Origin of the sequence: Shewanella waksmanii (assembly GCF_043643685.1) — a bacterium.
GTDB classification, from domain to species: Bacteria; Pseudomonadota; Gammaproteobacteria; order Enterobacterales; family Shewanellaceae; genus Shewanella; species Shewanella waksmanii_A.
Window position 1 is genome coordinate 93,958 of record NZ_JBHZSN010000012.1, and the last position, 15,413, is coordinate 109,370.

A 15,413-nucleotide genomic window follows, 5' to 3' on the forward strand; every position below is an offset into this window, starting at 1 on the left:
AATATTGCTATAGACGGCTACCAGCTAAACATATAAAATCGGCGGAATTTGTCAAAATTTCGTATTTTAGCGGAAGTTGGTATTTTAACAAAACACAATAAACATTGAATTTCAATGGCTTGGCTCTTTCCGGAGGTCGCGTTGACAAAGTCTGCCTTACTCGTACTTGAAGATGGAACCGTTTTTTCTGGCACAGCAATTGGTGCCGAAGGGATGTCTGTTGGTGAAGTGGTTTTTAACACTTCAATGACTGGTTACCAAGAAATTTTGACTGATCCATCGTATGCTCGTCAAATGGTAACTCTTACTTACCCCCACATTGGAAATACCGGCACAAATGAAGAAGATACAGAATCTGCATCTGTTCATGCGTGTGGTCTAATTATTCGTGATTTGCCGCTTGTTGCGAGCAACTTCCGTAATCAACAATCCCTAAGTGAATATCTCGTTGCTAACAATGTTGTTGGTATCGCTGATATTGATACGCGCAAATTAACGCGTATTTTGCGTGAAAAAGGCGCACAAGCGGGTTGTATTTTAGTGGGTGAAGCGGATGAAGCCAAAGCGCTTGCAGCAGCAAAAGCGTTCCCTGGTCTTAAAGGCATGGATTTAGCTAAAGAAGTCACTACCGATTCAACTTATTCATGGCGCAGCGGTAGCTGGCGCCTAGTTGGCGGCTTACCTTCTGATACGCCAGAAGCAGAACTTAAATATAAAGTTGTGGCCTATGATTATGGTGTAAAACGTAACATTTTACGTATGTTGGTCGACCGCGGTTGTGATGTCACTGTTGTGCCAGCCAAAACACCGGCAGCCGACGTTCTGGCCATGAACCCAGATGGCATCTTCCTATCAAATGGCCCAGGTGACCCAGAGCCATGTGATTATGCGATTGAAGCAATTCAAGCGATTTTGAAAACAGATATCCCTGTTTTCGGTATCTGTCTAGGTCACCAATTACTTGCCCTTGCTTCTGGTGCTAAAACCTTGAAGATGAAGTTTGGTCACCATGGTGCTAACCACCCTGTGAGCAACATCGAAAAAGGTAATGTGATGATCACCAGCCAAAACCACGGTTTTGCTGCTGATGAAGCTTCGCTACCCGAGAACATCAAAGTGACTCATAAGTCGCTATTTGATGGTTCATTGCAAGGTATTCACCTTACAGATAAGCCTGCATTTAGTTTCCAAGGCCACCCAGAGGCAAGCCCAGGACCACATGATGCAGCGCCATTGTTCAATCACTTTATTGAGTTGATTGAGTTGTATCGTAAGAACGCTAAGTAGTTACCTCATCCGGGAGAAGATTTAAGCAATGCCAAAACGTACTGATATTAAGAGTATTCTTATCCTAGGTGCTGGACCAATTGTGATTGGTCAAGCCTGTGAGTTTGACTACTCAGGCGCACAAGCCTGTAAAGCGCTGCGCGAAGAAGGTTATCGAGTTATTCTTGTTAACTCTAACCCTGCAACTATTATGACTGACCCTGAAATGGCCGATGCGACCTATATCGAGCCAATTCACTGGGAAGTGGTCCGTAACATTATTGAAAAAGAACGCCCTGACGCAATTTTGCCGACTATGGGTGGACAAACCGCATTGAACTGTGCCCTTGAGCTTGAAAGCCGTGGTGTACTAAAAGAGTTTAATGTTGACATGATCGGTGCAACTGCTGATGCGATTGATAAAGCTGAAGATCGCAGCCGTTTCGATAAAGCCATGAAGTCTATTGGCCTAGAGTGTCCACGTGCAGGTATTGCTCACTCTATGGAAGATGCTTATGCGGTACTTGAGGAAGTTGGCTTCCCTTGTATTATCCGCCCATCTTTTACCATGGGTGGTAGCGGCGGTGGTATCGCCTATAACAAAGAAGAGTTTGAAGACATCTGTTCTCAAGGTCTTGAGCTTTCACCTACCAATGAGCTACTGATTGATGAGTCGCTAATTGGTTGGAAAGAGTATGAAATGGAAGTGGTTCGTGACCGCAACGATAACTGTATTATCGTGTGTTCAATTGAGAACTTCGATCCAATGGGTGTGCATACTGGTGACTCAATTACCGTTGCGCCTGCACAGACGCTAACCGATAAAGAATATCAATTGATGCGTAATGCATCGCTTGCTGTTTTGCGTGAAATTGGCGTTGAAACCGGTGGTTCTAACGTTCAGTTCGGTATTAACCCGAAGAACGGCCGTATGGTTATCATCGAGATGAACCCACGTGTATCGCGCTCTTCTGCACTTGCGTCTAAAGCGACGGGTTTCCCAATTGCGAAAATTGCAGCCAAGCTTGCAGTTGGTTTCACGCTTGATGAGTTAAGCAACGACATTACTGGCGGTGCAACACCTGCATCGTTTGAACCTGCTATCGACTATGTCGTGACTAAGGTTCCTCGCTTTAACTTTGAAAAGTTTGCCGGTGCGAATGACCGCCTAACTACACAGATGAAGTCTGTGGGTGAAGTGATGGCCATTGGTCGTACGTTCCAAGAGTCGCTTCAAAAAGCATTGCGCGGTTTGGAAGTTGGCAAACATGGTTTGTGCCCACATATTGATTTGGCCGATTCAGAAGCATTAACCCGTATCCGTCATGAGTTAAAAGAGCCTGGTGCAGACCGTATCTGGTACATTGCTGATGCATTCCGTGCAGGGCTTTCTATTGAAGATGTATTTGGACTAACCAATATTGACCCTTGGTTCCTTGTGCAATTAGAAGACCTGTTAAAGAGCGAAGCCCAAGTGGCTGAAGCTGGGTTGGCGGGCTTGAATGAAGCCACATTACGCCAACTAAAACGTAAAGGTTTTGCTGATGCACGTCTAGCAGCATTGGCGGGTGTGAGTGAAACAGAAGTACGTAAATTACGTGCCCGTTTCGATATTCACCCAGTGTACAAGCGCGTAGATACGTGTGCGGCAGAGTTCTCAACTGACACTGCTTATATGTACTCTACTTATGAAGAAGAGTGCGAAGCTAACCCATCAACCAATGACAAGATCATGGTATTAGGTGGTGGCCCAAACCGTATTGGTCAAGGTATTGAGTTTGATTACTGCTGTGTTCACGCGGCATTAGCGCTACGTGAAGATGGTTATGAAACCATCATGGTTAACTGTAACCCTGAAACGGTTTCTACTGACTATGACACTTCAGACCGTCTATATTTCGAGCCTGTGACCTTTGAAGATGTGCTTGAAATTGTTCACCTTGAAAAACCAAAAGGTGTGATTGTTCACTACGGTGGTCAAACCCCACTTAAACTTGCTCGTGATCTAGAAGCGGCTGGCGTGCCAATTATTGGTACTAGCCCAGATGCTATTGACCGTGCTGAAGACCGTGAGCGTTTCCAACAAGCGATTGAACGTTTAGGTATGAAGCAGCCTGAAAACGATACGGTGACAACCGTTGAGGGTGCGGTTATTTCAGCTGAGCGTATTGGATATCCATTAGTTGTTCGCCCATCTTATGTATTGGGTGGCCGTGCAATGGAAATCGTATACGACGAGCAAGACTTACGCCGCTACTTCAATGAAGCAGTTAGTGTGTCTAATGCTTCACCAGTATTGTTGGATCACTTCCTAGATAACGCTATCGAAGTTGACATTGATGCTGTGTGCGATGGTGACACTGTCGTTGTGGGTTCGATTATGGAACACATTGAGCAAGCGGGTGTTCACTCAGGTGACTCGGGTTGTTCATTGCCTCCATATAGCTTGAGCCAAGATATTCAAAACCGTATGCGCGAGCAAGTCGGTAAGTTGGCGATGGAGCTTGGTGTTGTTGGTTTGATGAACGTTCAGTTTGCGGTTAAGAATAACGAAATCTATATGATTGAAGTTAATCCCCGTGCTGCTCGTACCGTGCCGTTTGTCTCTAAAGCAACCGGTGTACCATTAGCGAAGATTGCTGCACGTGTTATGGCTGGTCAAAGTCTTGCGTCACAAAACTTTACCCAAGAAGTGATTCCACCATTCTACTCAGTTAAAGAGGTGGTATTACCGTTTAATAAGTTCCCTGGTGTTGACCCACTGCTTGGCCCAGAAATGCGCTCTACCGGTGAGGTGATGGGCGTAGGTGATACCTTTGCTGAAGCCTATGCTAAAGCGCAGTTAGGTGCGACCTCTGAAGTACCTAAATCTGGCCGTGCATTGCTGTCGGTTCGTAACAGTGATAAGGCGCGTGTTGCAGAGCTGGCTGCTAAACTGATTGAGCTAGGTTACGAAATTGATGCGACTCATGGTACTGCGATTATCTTAGGTGAAGCGGGTATTAATCCTCGCTTGGTGAACAAGGTTCACGAAGGTCGTCCGCATATTCTTGACCGTATCAAGAATGGCGAGTACACCTATATCGTTAATACCACTGAAGGCCGTAAAGCGATTGAAGACTCGCGTCAGCTACGCCGCGGTGCATTGCGTTATAAAGTGAACTATACCACTACGCTTAATGCCGCATTTGCCACCTGTATGGCTCATGCTGCAGACGACCGCTCTAATGTTAGTTCTGTTCAAGAATTACATTTACGCGTAGCAAAGTAAGCTGCTTTGCTGACATCAAAAGGCCGCATTAAGCGGCCTTTTTTTGTTGTTGCTATTGGCTAAGATCGACAAATCTAATCTGCGCTGCAGTGATAAGATAGCCAAGTGATAGATCTGTGTATAGAATAGGGCTATCCCAAGAATTTTTTCCCGACTGGTTTTAGTGATATTTACCGGTGGAGGATGCTTTTGTTTTAACGGAGACGAAAAAGCAGATGAATAAAGTCCCAATGACTGTGATCGGAGCAGAGCAGCTACGCAAAGAGCTCGATTATCTAAAGTTTGAAAAGCGCCCTAAAATTGCAGAAGCAATTGGTATTGCCCGTGAACTAGGTGATTTGAAAGAAAATGCTGAGTATCATGCCGCACGTGAAGAGCAAGGTTTAGCCGAGGCTAGAGTACGTGATATCGAAGGTAAATTGTCTCATGCGCAAATTATCGATGTGACTACCATGGAAAATAATGGCCGGGTGATTTTCGGTGCAACGGTTACTATCTTAAACATCGATACCGAAGAAGAAGTCACATACCGTATTGTAGGCGATGATGAAGCCAATATTAAAGAGAACTTATTGTCTGTAAGTTCACCGATTGCTCGTGGGTTAATTGGTAAGAATTTAGATGATGAAATCTCAATTGTGACACCGGGTGGTACCACTGATTTTGAAATTACCAAAGTGGAATATATTTAATCGGTATAAGGCTTAGGTGATGACAAAAAACCGCTTCTTAGCGGTTTTTTTGTTTAATTTAGTAAAAAAGCAAATTAACTATTGGTAACGCTTACCATCTAGGTTTAGTATAGCTTTTACAAAAAAGCAGATTGAATAGGGCTCGAGTGCAGTTATTTTGGCGTTTTGGATTAGCTATGTTGTTCGTAGGGGGATTTTTCCTATCACCTATGCATGCGGCAGCGTCTGAACAGAACCAAACTCAACAGCAGATAGTAGCCAATACTGGGTTTCAACCACTCAGTCAGAGTGTAAATCTTTTGGCGTCAACAGATCTCGCTTCAACAGAGTTACCTGCGACGCTAAACGAGTTCCCTGCCAAACAATCAAATGGTAATGAGTCTGAGTTTATTCACGCTGTTTCACAGCGTTTCATTAGTTTTTCACAACATGAACCACAGCAAAGTCGGCCACAATATTTGCTGGCATTTGAGTTTTCATCACCACCCATTCCTTCTTTAGCTATCGGTTATCGAATCGATGTTAAACCCACAGCTGATTGGGTATTGCACGTAAATAGTTGTGCATACCGGCTTGCTGCCTGGAAAGAATCCAACTTGTTATATCGCTTCTCTCAATCTAGAACCTAGTATCGATAAACCTTAGGGTTTATCACATTTCATTTCAAAACAATACCGATACCGAGAATGGTCTAGTTTCAGCCTAACCATGAGCTTGGCTTTGAGCTTATTTTTAGCAATGAATAAAACCATCGGCTTAATTCATCGACTCTAAGTGCAATTTACTAGTTAATTCCTTTTAGCTAGTGGCTGAGAAATGTAACGCCATAACTTAGGTGTTTGTCGGTTACCATTTACCAGCTACTTTAAAAGTCGGTAGTACTTTGGCTGGTACATAAACTAGCGCGCTCGGTATCGAACAAAGAACAGCCTTTAATGGCGGGAGTCCCCCGCATTACTGTGGCCGTTTATTATCGCATATTCAGTGAAGAGCGACCTATGAGAGAGAAAAAACAACCAACCATTTTAAACCATTACTCAGCTTGGAAGTATGTGCTGTTAGTGGTCACTATTACCGTCATGTTATTTAGTGCACTACCTACATTTTTCGGCGAGGATGCTGCTGTGCAAATTGCACCGGAAGCTGAGCTTCGCCTTAGTCCATTGAAGCTGCATCAGTTATCAATATCCCATGGCATAGATATAAAACGAATCGATCAAAGCAATGGAAAAACAACGGTTATTCTTGCTGACAATACTCAACAGACACAGCTTAAAACTCTACTAAGTCAGCAGGTAAGAGATCCTGCTAATTTGACATTAACCTTGACACCAGCTGCGCCGAATTGGTTGTTGTCTCTTGGTTTTACCCCAATCAAGCTTGGACTCGATCTACGCGGTGGAGTGCAGTTTTTATTGGATGTTGAGATTGAGCCTGTTTATCAATCGCATAACACTGCTTTTGTCGAAGCGGTTAGGCAATTAGTACGTCAAGACTCGCTATTTGGCGTGACCGTAAAACAGCAAGTTGATGGTGGGGTGCAGATCCAGGTAGCCGATCGTACACAGCGCGCGGCCATTCGTGAGTTCATCAGCAAGCAGTATCCGAATTGGCGATTATCTAGTACAGGAGATAAATCATTACAAGTGGCCTTATCGGAAACAGAGAAGCTCAATATTCGTGATTTGACGGTAAAGCAAAATCTGCAAATCATGCGCAGTCGCATTGAGCAACTTGGTATTACGGAAGCTGTTGTGCAGCGCCAAGGTGAGCACCGTATTCGTATTGAACTACCTGGCGTGCAAGACCCTGCAGCTGCTAAATCAGTAATAGGCGCGACTGCTAGCTTAGCCTTTTATCAAGTTAAGCAACCTGGTTCCGTCAATGCGCAAACATTAATAGATGAGCGCGGCCAACCAGTTTATGTTGAGAGACGGCCTGTTTTAGGTGGCGAGCATATTGTCGATGCTAGAGCGAGTCTTGGTGAAATGGGCTTGCCAGAAGTGGTAATTCACCTTGATAGGGAAGGTGGTTCGATGATGTCGGATTTTTCTCGTGACAACATTGGTAAACCAATGGCGACTTCTTACAGTGAATATAGCCGTGATGAATATGGCCGAATCAGGCAGAGTACTGAGGTCATCAGTGTCGCCACGATTCAATCGCAATTGAGTAACCGCTTTAGCATTACGGGCACAGGTAATTATGCACAGGCACAGCAATTAGCGCTGTTACTGCGAGCTGGCTCGATGACTGCGCCTGTCACCATAGTTGAAGAGCGCACTATTGGACCGAGTTTAGGTGAAGAAAATATAACTAATGGGTTTTCAGCACTGGCATTAGGCATGGGGGCGACCTTGCTATTTATGGGACTCTGGTATCGTCGTCTTGGATGGGTTGCAAATGTGGCACTCATAGCCAATATGATTTTAATTTTTGGCTTAATGGCATTGATTCCCGGTGCTGTTTTAACTTTGCCTGGTATAGCTGGGTTAGTGCTTACAGTTGGCATGGCAGTAGATACCAATGTACTTATCTTTGAGCGAATTAAAGATAAGCTCAAAGAGGGCAGAAGTTTCGCCCATGCCATCGACAGAGGTTTTGACAGTGCGTTGTCAACCATTGTTGATGCTAATTTCACCACGATGATCACCGCAGTTGTACTTTACTCTATTGGTAATGGGCCTATTCAAGGTTTTGCCTTGACCTTAGGGCTTGGTCTATTGACCAGTATGTTTACTGGAATATTTGCCTCAAGAGCCCTGATCAACTGGGCTTATGGTCGTAACTTTAGTCGCAACGTGAAGGTGTAATATGAAACTTAATAAGATAAGTAGTTTAAGCAAATTAACTAAAGCACGTTACCTGTCTAGTGTGTTTTCATTACTGATCATGCTGGCATCGATTACTGTTATTGTGGTCAATGGTTTTAATTGGGGTCTTGATTTTACTGGTGGCATTGTTACTGAGGTCAAGTTAGATCCAAATATTAAAGCGGCGCAAATAAGTCAGGTACTTGGTAAAGATTCAGCTCAAGAAGTGAGCGTGATTTCGGCGGGAGAGCCAGGGCGTTGGGTGCTTAGATACGCTAAAGTCGATAGTGCCGCATCGGCTGATATTCGGTTTGTACTGGCGCCATTAACGGATAACGTTGAGGTGCTTAATTCGAGTATTGTTGGCCCACAAATCGGTAAAGAACTAGCTGAACAAGGTGGGCTTGCGCTATTGACTGCGATGTTGTGTATTTTAGGTTATTTGAGTTTTCGCTTTGAATGGCGTCTGGCGAGTGGTGCTTTATTGGCACTATTTCATGACGTTATTTTTGTACTGGCATTTTTCTCGTTAACGCAGATGGAGTTTAATCTAACTATTTTAGCGGCAGTATTGGCGATTTTAGGTTACTCACTCAATGACTCAATCGTGATTGCGGATAGGATAAGGGAAGTGTTAATCGCAAAACCCAAGATGGCTATAGATGAGATTTGTAGTCGTGCAGTGAAGGCCACGTTTTCTCGCACGATGGTGACCAGCGGCACAACCCTATTTACCGTAGCAGCGCTATGGAATATGGGGGGTACGCCATTACAAGGTTTTTCAATCGCGATGTTCCTCGGCATTATGATAGGCACACTTTCATCAATTTCGATTGGAACCTGTTTGCCAGAGTACTTAAAGGTAAGTGCTGAGCACTATAAAGTTGAGCCGATTAGCGACGCGCCTTAATTTATACAGCTAAAAGTCAAAAAAAGAGCCGCTGTGTAAACAGCGGCTCTTTTTATCTATCTTGCATCAATCGCTTTATTGTCTAAAGCTACAGATGTTAATTTATTTTGCTTTAGGTAGTGCAATTTTCATCTCTTCCGAATGACGGAAAAGTACGAGTACATGGCCAATTAGCTGTACTTTTGCAGCTTGAGTCTCACGTATAATGGCATCAACGATTGCATTTTTTAACTCTCTGTCACCAGAGGCTACTTTCACTTTGATCAATTCATGGTGTGAAAGTGCATTATCTATTTCAGCCAGTACACCTTCAGTCAGACCGTTAGAACCAAGCTGTACAACAGGCTTTAAGTTATGTGCCAAGCCCTTTAAGTGCTGTTTTTGTTTGGTTGTTAAATTCATTTATACCAACTTTATGCTGAGTTACTGTTGAAAAACCGCTATTCTACCCTTATATAGGCTTTGTGTAACTCATATTTGTTGCGGAATTTAAATGTCAGGTAAAAAACGAACAGCGAGTTCTTCCCGCTGGATGCAGGAACATTTTGATGATCATTATGTTAAGTTATCGCAAAAACGGGGACTTCGTTCGCGAGCCGCGTTCAAATTAGAAGAAATTCAACAAAAAGATAAATTGATTCGACCCGGTATGACAGTGGTCGATTTGGGAGCTGCTCCTGGTGGGTGGTCGCAAGTCGCAGTAAAGTTAGCCGGTGATAGTGGTAAAGTGATTGCGTGTGATATTTTACCAATGGATCCAATTGTTGGTGTTGATTTCCTTCAAGGTGACTTTAGGGAAGATAAAGTGCTCGATGCCTTACTTCAAAGAGTAGGTGATGCTAAAGTCGATGTTGTGCTTTCTGATATGGCACCTAATATGAGTGGTACCGGTGGAGTTGATCAGCCTCGCGCTATGTATTTGGTTGAGCTGGCATTGGACATGTGTCATCAAGTTTTAGCACCTAACGGGTGTTTTGCTGTCAAAGTCTTTCAGGGGGAGGGCTTCGATGAATACATGAAGGCAGTGAAAGAGGCATTCAAAACCGTTAAAACACGTAAGCCAGATTCTTCGCGACCCCGTTCGCGTGAGGTCTATCTTGTGGCTACTGGGTACAAGTTATAGTAATCTATCGCTAGTACTCTAACATCAGTTTTCGAAAGACTTTAAAAGAGGTCGAGTAATTTTGAGTGATATGGCTAAAAATTTAATTCTCTGGGTTGTCATCGCCGTAGTGTTGATGTCAGTTTTTCAGGGTTATTCCCCCTCATCGTCGACATCGTCGAAGATGGATTATTCAACGTTTTTGGATGATGTTCGCTCCGGACAGATTAATAGCGTTGAGGTGCTAAGCGATCAACGTACTATTGAAGGTACCAAGCGCACCGGTGAAAAATTCACAACTATCATGCCGATGTATGACCAAGATCTGATTAATGATCTTGATCGCAAAGGTGTGACCATGAAAGGTCAAGAAGCTGAAGAGTCTGGATTCCTGACGCAGATATTCATTTCTTGGTTCCCGATGCTACTGCTTATTGGTGTGTGGATCTTCTTTATGCGCCAGATGCAAGGTGGCGGCGGTAAAGGCGCGATGTCATTTGGTAAAAGTAAAGCCAAATTGATGAGCGAAGACCAGATCAAAACAACCTTTGGCGATGTTGCGGGTTGTGACGAAGCCAAAGAAGACGTAAAAGAGTTGGTAGATTATCTAAAAGAACCGACTAAATTCCAGAAACTAGGTGGACGTATTCCAACGGGCGTTTTGCTTGTAGGCCCACCAGGTACAGGTAAAACCTTGCTAGCGAAAGCGATTGCTGGTGAAGCTAAAGTGCCGTTCTTTACTATTTCGGGTTCTGATTTTGTTGAGATGTTCGTGGGTGTTGGTGCATCGCGTGTACGTGACATGTTCGAGCAAGCTAAAAAATCTGCGCCTTGTATTATCTTTATTGATGAAATCGACGCTGTAGGTCGCCAACGTGGTGCTGGTGTAGGTGGCGGCCACGATGAGCGTGAGCAAACACTTAACCAAATGCTTGTAGAGATGGATGGTTTCGAAGGTAACGAAGGTATTATTGTTATCGCAGCGACTAACCGCCCAGACGTACTTGATGCGGCACTACTTCGTCCAGGTCGTTTTGACCGTCAGGTAGTAGTAGGCCTACCTGATGTTCGTGGCCGTGAACAGATCCTGAAAGTGCATATGCGTAAGGTACCGCTAGCAGAGGATGTTAAAGCGAGTGTCATTGCTCGTGGTACGCCTGGTTTTTCTGGTGCTGACTTAGCAAACCTTGTTAACGAAGCAGCATTATTTGCTGCACGTGGCAACCGCCGTGTTGTCGGTATGGAAGAGTTTGAAAGCGCCAAAGACAAGATCATGATGGGTGCTGAGCGCCGTACCATGGTGATGTCTGAGGATGAAAAAGAGATGACCGCTTATCATGAAGCGGGTCATGCTATCGTTGGCTGTTTAGTGCCTGAACACGACCCTGTGCATAAAGTCACTATCATTCCTCGTGGTCGAGCGTTAGGTGTGACCTTCTTCCTGCCTGAAGCTGACGCAATTAGCCAAAGCCGAAGAAAACTTGAGAGTCAAATCTCAGTAGCCTATGGTGGCCGTATTGCTGAAGATCTGATCTACGGTAGCGAGCAAGTCTCAACCGGGGCATCACAAGACATTAAGTACGCCACATCGATAGCCCGTAACATGGTGACTCAATGGGGCTTTTCTGAAAAACTTGGCCCGGTATTGTATGCCGAAGATGAAGGTGAAGTATTCCTTGGGCGTAGCATGGCAAAAGCTAAGCATATGTCTGATGAAACCGCGTCAATTATCGATTTAGAGGTTAAACATCTTATCGATGAGAACTATAACCGCGCGCACAAGTTCTTAACCGATAATATGGATATCTTACATGCCATGAAGGATGCATTGATGAAATATGAGACCATCGATGCCAACCAAATTGAAGATCTGATGGAGCGTCGTGAGGTTCGTGCGCCAGCTGATTGGAACATGGATGACAATGGCTCAGATTCTAATAACGGTAGTGGTGGCAAGGTAGAGAAAGCGACTGAACAAGCCGAAGCTTCATCTGATGCAGATAAAACTGCAGAGGTTAAGCCAGATCTAAATGACGCTGATGAATCTACAGCTAAATAAGTTGCTGTAGCGTTAGTTTTAATTGAAAGCCCCGTAAGGGGTTTTCTTGTTTTAGCATTTTGAGTAAAGGCTAAATTTTTGAAGATTTATAGTAAAGATAAGCAATTGGATCTTACTGCGCCACAGGTGATGGGGATATTGAATGTCACCCCAGATTCTTTTTCAGATGGCGGTCAATTTTCTAGCTTTGAGCTAGCATGTCAGCATGCGGATGAAATGGTCAATCAAGGCGCGACCATTATTGATATCGGTGGTGAGTCAACCCGTCCTGGAGCCGAACCTGTATCGGTTGAAGAAGAACTTCAGCGCGTTATACCTTTAGTTAAGTATGTGGTAGAGCATCATGATGTATGGATCTCAGTCGATACCAGTAAGGCTGAGGTGATGGCGCAAGCAATTGCAGCTGGTGCCCATCTGATTAATGATGTTTGCGCACTGCAGCAACCTAATGCTTTGCAAGTGGCAGCTAAACTCGACGTACCAGTATGTTTGATGCATATGCAAGGTCAGCCGAAAACCATGCAAGATCAGCCGCAATATCAAGATGTGGTTGATGATATTATCTTATTTTTTAAACAGCGCATTGATGCGGCGATAGCAGCGGGAATAAAACCGCATAATATTATTATCGATCCAGGTTTCGGCTTTGGTAAAACCTTGTCACATAATTATCAATTATTAGCGCAGCTAGATAGATTTAACGTGTTGTCAGCGCCTTTGCTGATTGGTTTATCAAGAAAGAGTATGATAGGCACCTTGTTACAGTGCGACGTGCTTGAGCGTGATAACGGCAGTGTCGTCGCTGCAATGATAGCAGTGCAAAAAGGCGCGCATATTTTAAGAGTACACAACGTAAAATCTACTGTTGAGATGCTCAGAATCATGGATGCAACGCGCAATTACCATAGCATTTAGTTATCGTAATATAGCGTCGATACAAAATTGACAAAGTTAACCCATATCTCAAATGGACCAGCTTTAATAGAGGTAAAGGTAGTGAGAAAATTTTTTGGAACAGATGGTATTCGCGGAAAAGTAGGGGCCGGCAAAATGACACCTGAGCTTGCACTCAAACTAGGGTGGGCAGCAGGAAGAGTACTTTCGCGATCTGGTACCAAGAAGGTGATTATTGGTAAAGACACTCGAATTTCTGGCTACTTGTTTGAGTCAGCTATGGAAGCTGGTTTATCTGCTGCTGGGCTTAATGTGATGTTAATGGGGCCAATGCCTACCCCAGCAGTTGCGTATTTAACCCGTACTTTTAGAGCTGAGGCGGGGGTGGTTATCAGCGCATCCCATAACCCTTATTATGATAATGGCATCAAGTTCTTTTTTACCGACGGCAGTAAACTTCCTGATAGCGTAGAGTTGGAAATCGAGGCTGAGTTAGAAAAGCCGTTAGAGTGTGTGGAGTCGCACTTACTTGGTAAAGTGTCACGTATCGATGATGCACCCGGGCGTTATATTGAATATTGCAAAGGCAACTTTCCTGCAGAGCATACACTTCATGGACTAAAAATCGTCGTTGACTGTGCCCATGGTGCGACCTACCACATTGCACCTAGTGTATTTAGGGAACTAGGTGCAGAAGTCATAGCAATCGGTGACCAACCTGATGGTATTAATATTAATCATGAAGTTGGTGCTACCTCGATGGGTAAAATTCGAGAGACTGTGATCAGCACTAAAGCAGATTTGGGTATTGCCCTCGACGGTGATGGTGACCGGATCATGATGGTTAACCGTCACGGTAAAGTGATTGATGGTGACGAAATTTTATATATCTTGGCCTGCGATGCTCAAAAGCGTGGCGTGTTAAAAGGCGGCGTGGTTGGCACGCAGATGTCTAATCTAGGATTGGAACTTGCACTGCAACAAAGAGACATCCCCTTCCTACGTTCTAAAGTTGGCGACCGCTATGTAATGGAGTTACTTAAAGAGAACGGTTGGCGCATTGGCGGCGAGAACTCGGGTCATATTCTTAATTTAGATCATGGCACCACTGGTGATGGTATTGTTGCTGGTATTTTGGTGCTAGCCGCAATGAGACGCCAAAATGCTACATTAGAAGAGTTAACCGAGTCGTTAAAAATGCTACCACAAGTATTGGTTAACGTGCGCTTTGAGGGCAGTAACGATCCGTTAACCGCTGAGAGTGTATTGGTTGCTAAAGCCGAAGTAGAATCGGCGCTGGGAAGTAAAGGCCGAGTATTACTTAGAAAATCCGGTACTGAACCTTTGCTAAGAGTTATGGTAGAGGGAGAGTCTGAATCAGAGGTGATTGAGCACGCTAATATGATTGCCGATGCCGTTCGTGATTTAGTATAAGGTTTTGTGCAGGGCAGTTGCTCAGATAGCGCAAATGAGTAACTGCCTTTTGATGATTCAATGTTTGCTTGCACAAATTAAGAATAAAAAGTAGACGTTCCGACGCTTTATCGGAAAAATTCGTCCTTAGGGTATTGTAAGTTTTCAAGCGGTTCGCTATTATTCACGCCGCTTTCAGAGGAGACCGTGATGGCACTTAGACGTCCTATGGTGGCTGGTAACTGGAAAATGAATGGCAATGCGCCACTTGCGCAGGAGCTATTTAAGAAGTTCGCTACCAAGCTACAGAATGATTCAGCAGAAGTTGTCTTGTGTCCGCCTAGTATTTATCTAGAAAGCGTGCGTCAACAGCTCGATGCTAACAAAGAAGCCTTAAATGGTTGTCTTGTTAGAATGGGGGCTCAAAATTTGAGTCAACATGATTTCGGAGCCTACACCGGAGAGATCTCTGGACAGATGTTGAAAGACTCAGGTTGTCGATATGTGATTATTGGGCACTCTGAACGTCGTCGCATGTACGGTGAGACAAGTGATATTGTTGCAGAGAAATTTGCAGCAGCACAAAAACATGGTTTGACCCCTATTTTATGTGTAGGTGAGTCTGGTCCAGCTCGAGAAGCGCGACGCACTTTTGAAGTGATTGCAGAAGAGTTAGACGTGGTCATTGAAAAAAATGGCACCATGGCATTTGATAACGCGATTATCGCCTATGAGCCGTTATGGGCAGTAGGTACAGGTAAGAGCGCTACGCCAGAGCAGGCACAAGAAGTTCATGCGTTTATTCGCAAACGCCTCTCTGAAGTATCTCCATTTATTGGGGAAAATATCAGGATTTTGTACGGTGGTAGCGTAACACCGAGTAATGCAGCAGATCTATTTGCTCAACCTGATGTAGATGGTGGACTGATAGGCGGTGCTAGCTTAAACTCTACCGAGTTTTTAAGTTTATGTTCGATTGCAATGAGCGCATAA

12 protein-coding genes are annotated in these 15,413 nt (G+C 44.3%); 11 read left to right on the top strand and 1 reads right to left on the bottom strand.

The window, feature by feature from the left end; translation table 11 throughout:
* Positions 1-114 precede the first annotated feature (114 nt).
* From carA to secF, 6 genes are all read left to right on the top strand, one after another.
* Entirely contained in the window at positions 115-1,287 is a 1,173-nt protein-coding gene (gene carA, locus ACHUFW_RS17325; RefSeq protein WP_394204764.1) for a glutamine-hydrolyzing carbamoyl-phosphate synthase small subunit, read from the top strand.
* Between the two features lie 28 nt (positions 1,288-1,315).
* The gene (gene carB / locus ACHUFW_RS17330; protein ID WP_394204765.1) at positions 1,316-4,537 is read left to right on the top strand and encodes a carbamoyl-phosphate synthase large subunit; all 3,222 of its coding nucleotides are present in this window, start codon (positions 1,316-1,318) and stop codon (positions 4,535-4,537) included.
* A gap of 215 nt (positions 4,538-4,752) precedes the next feature.
* A complete protein-coding gene (gene greA, locus ACHUFW_RS17335) occupies positions 4,753-5,229 on the top strand; it encodes a transcription elongation factor GreA (RefSeq protein ID WP_394204766.1) in 477 nt (158 codons plus the stop codon).
* 176 nt (positions 5,230-5,405) lie between these two features.
* On the top strand, positions 5,406-5,858 hold the full coding sequence (locus tag ACHUFW_RS17340; protein WP_394204767.1) for a hypothetical protein: 453 nt from the start codon (positions 5,406-5,408) through the stop codon (positions 5,856-5,858).
* A gap of 369 nt (positions 5,859-6,227) precedes the next feature.
* On the top strand, positions 6,228-8,042 hold the full coding sequence (gene secD, locus ACHUFW_RS17345; RefSeq protein ID WP_394204857.1) for a protein translocase subunit SecD: 1,815 nt from the start codon (positions 6,228-6,230) through the stop codon (positions 8,040-8,042).
* 1 nt (position 8,043) lies between these two features.
* Positions 8,044-8,952, top strand: a complete 909-nt coding sequence (secF, locus tag ACHUFW_RS17350) for a protein translocase subunit SecF (RefSeq protein WP_394204769.1) — start codon at positions 8,044-8,046, stop codon at positions 8,950-8,952.
* Positions 8,953-9,054: 102 nt separating this feature from the next.
* Here secF and yhbY read toward each other — a convergent pair whose 3' ends face one another.
* Positions 9,055-9,354, bottom strand: a complete 300-nt coding sequence (gene yhbY / locus ACHUFW_RS17355; protein WP_394204771.1) for a ribosome assembly RNA-binding protein YhbY — start codon at positions 9,352-9,354, stop codon at positions 9,055-9,057.
* Between the two features lie 91 nt (positions 9,355-9,445).
* Between yhbY and rlmE the strand changes: the two genes are divergently transcribed.
* From rlmE to tpiA, 5 genes are all read left to right on the top strand, one after another.
* A complete protein-coding gene (rlmE, locus tag ACHUFW_RS17360; protein WP_394204772.1) occupies positions 9,446-10,075 on the top strand; it encodes a 23S rRNA (uridine(2552)-2'-O)-methyltransferase RlmE in 630 nt (209 codons plus the stop codon).
* A gap of 70 nt (positions 10,076-10,145) precedes the next feature.
* Positions 10,146-12,113: an ATP-dependent zinc metalloprotease FtsH gene (ftsH, locus tag ACHUFW_RS17365; RefSeq protein WP_394204774.1), complete on the top strand. Its 1,968-nt coding sequence runs from the start codon at positions 10,146-10,148 to the stop codon at positions 12,111-12,113.
* A gap of 129 nt (positions 12,114-12,242) precedes the next feature.
* Positions 12,243-13,028: a dihydropteroate synthase gene (gene folP / locus ACHUFW_RS17370; RefSeq protein WP_394204858.1), complete on the top strand. Its 786-nt coding sequence runs from the start codon at positions 12,243-12,245 to the stop codon at positions 13,026-13,028.
* 81 nt (positions 13,029-13,109) lie between these two features.
* Positions 13,110-14,441 (top strand): phosphoglucosamine mutase, encoded by a 1,332-nt coding sequence (gene glmM, locus ACHUFW_RS17375; protein WP_394204775.1) that lies wholly within the window; start codon positions 13,110-13,112, stop codon positions 14,439-14,441.
* 189 nt (positions 14,442-14,630) lie between these two features.
* A complete protein-coding gene (gene tpiA, locus ACHUFW_RS17380; protein WP_394204777.1) occupies positions 14,631-15,413 on the top strand; it encodes a triose-phosphate isomerase in 783 nt (260 codons plus the stop codon).

Excerpts from the sequence above, each read along its gene's own strand:
- tpiA (WP_394204777.1), top strand. The coding sequence starts at position 14,631 with ATGGCACTTAGACGTCCTATGGTGGCTGGTAACTGGAAAATGAATGGC.
- folP (WP_394204858.1), top strand. The coding sequence starts at position 12,243 with ATGGGGATATTGAATGTCACCCCAGATTCTTTTTCAGATGGCGGTCAA.
- yhbY (WP_394204771.1), bottom strand. The coding sequence starts at position 9,354 with ATGAATTTAACAACCAAACAAAAACAGCACTTAAAGGGCTTGGCACAT.
- ftsH (WP_394204774.1), top strand. The coding sequence starts at position 10,146 with ATGGCTAAAAATTTAATTCTCTGGGTTGTCATCGCCGTAGTGTTGATG.
- rlmE (WP_394204772.1), top strand. The coding sequence starts at position 9,446 with ATGTCAGGTAAAAAACGAACAGCGAGTTCTTCCCGCTGGATGCAGGAA.
- secD (WP_394204857.1), top strand. The coding sequence starts at position 6,228 with ATGAGAGAGAAAAAACAACCAACCATTTTAAACCATTACTCAGCTTGG.
- carA (WP_394204764.1), top strand. The coding sequence starts at position 115 with ATGGCTTGGCTCTTTCCGGAGGTCGCGTTGACAAAGTCTGCCTTACTC.
- ACHUFW_RS17340 (WP_394204767.1), top strand. The coding sequence starts at position 5,406 with ATGTTGTTCGTAGGGGGATTTTTCCTATCACCTATGCATGCGGCAGCG.
- greA (WP_394204766.1), top strand. The coding sequence starts at position 4,753 with ATGAATAAAGTCCCAATGACTGTGATCGGAGCAGAGCAGCTACGCAAA.
- secF (WP_394204769.1), top strand. The coding sequence starts at position 8,044 with ATGAAACTTAATAAGATAAGTAGTTTAAGCAAATTAACTAAAGCACGT.
- carB (WP_394204765.1), top strand. The coding sequence starts at position 1,316 with ATGCCAAAACGTACTGATATTAAGAGTATTCTTATCCTAGGTGCTGGA.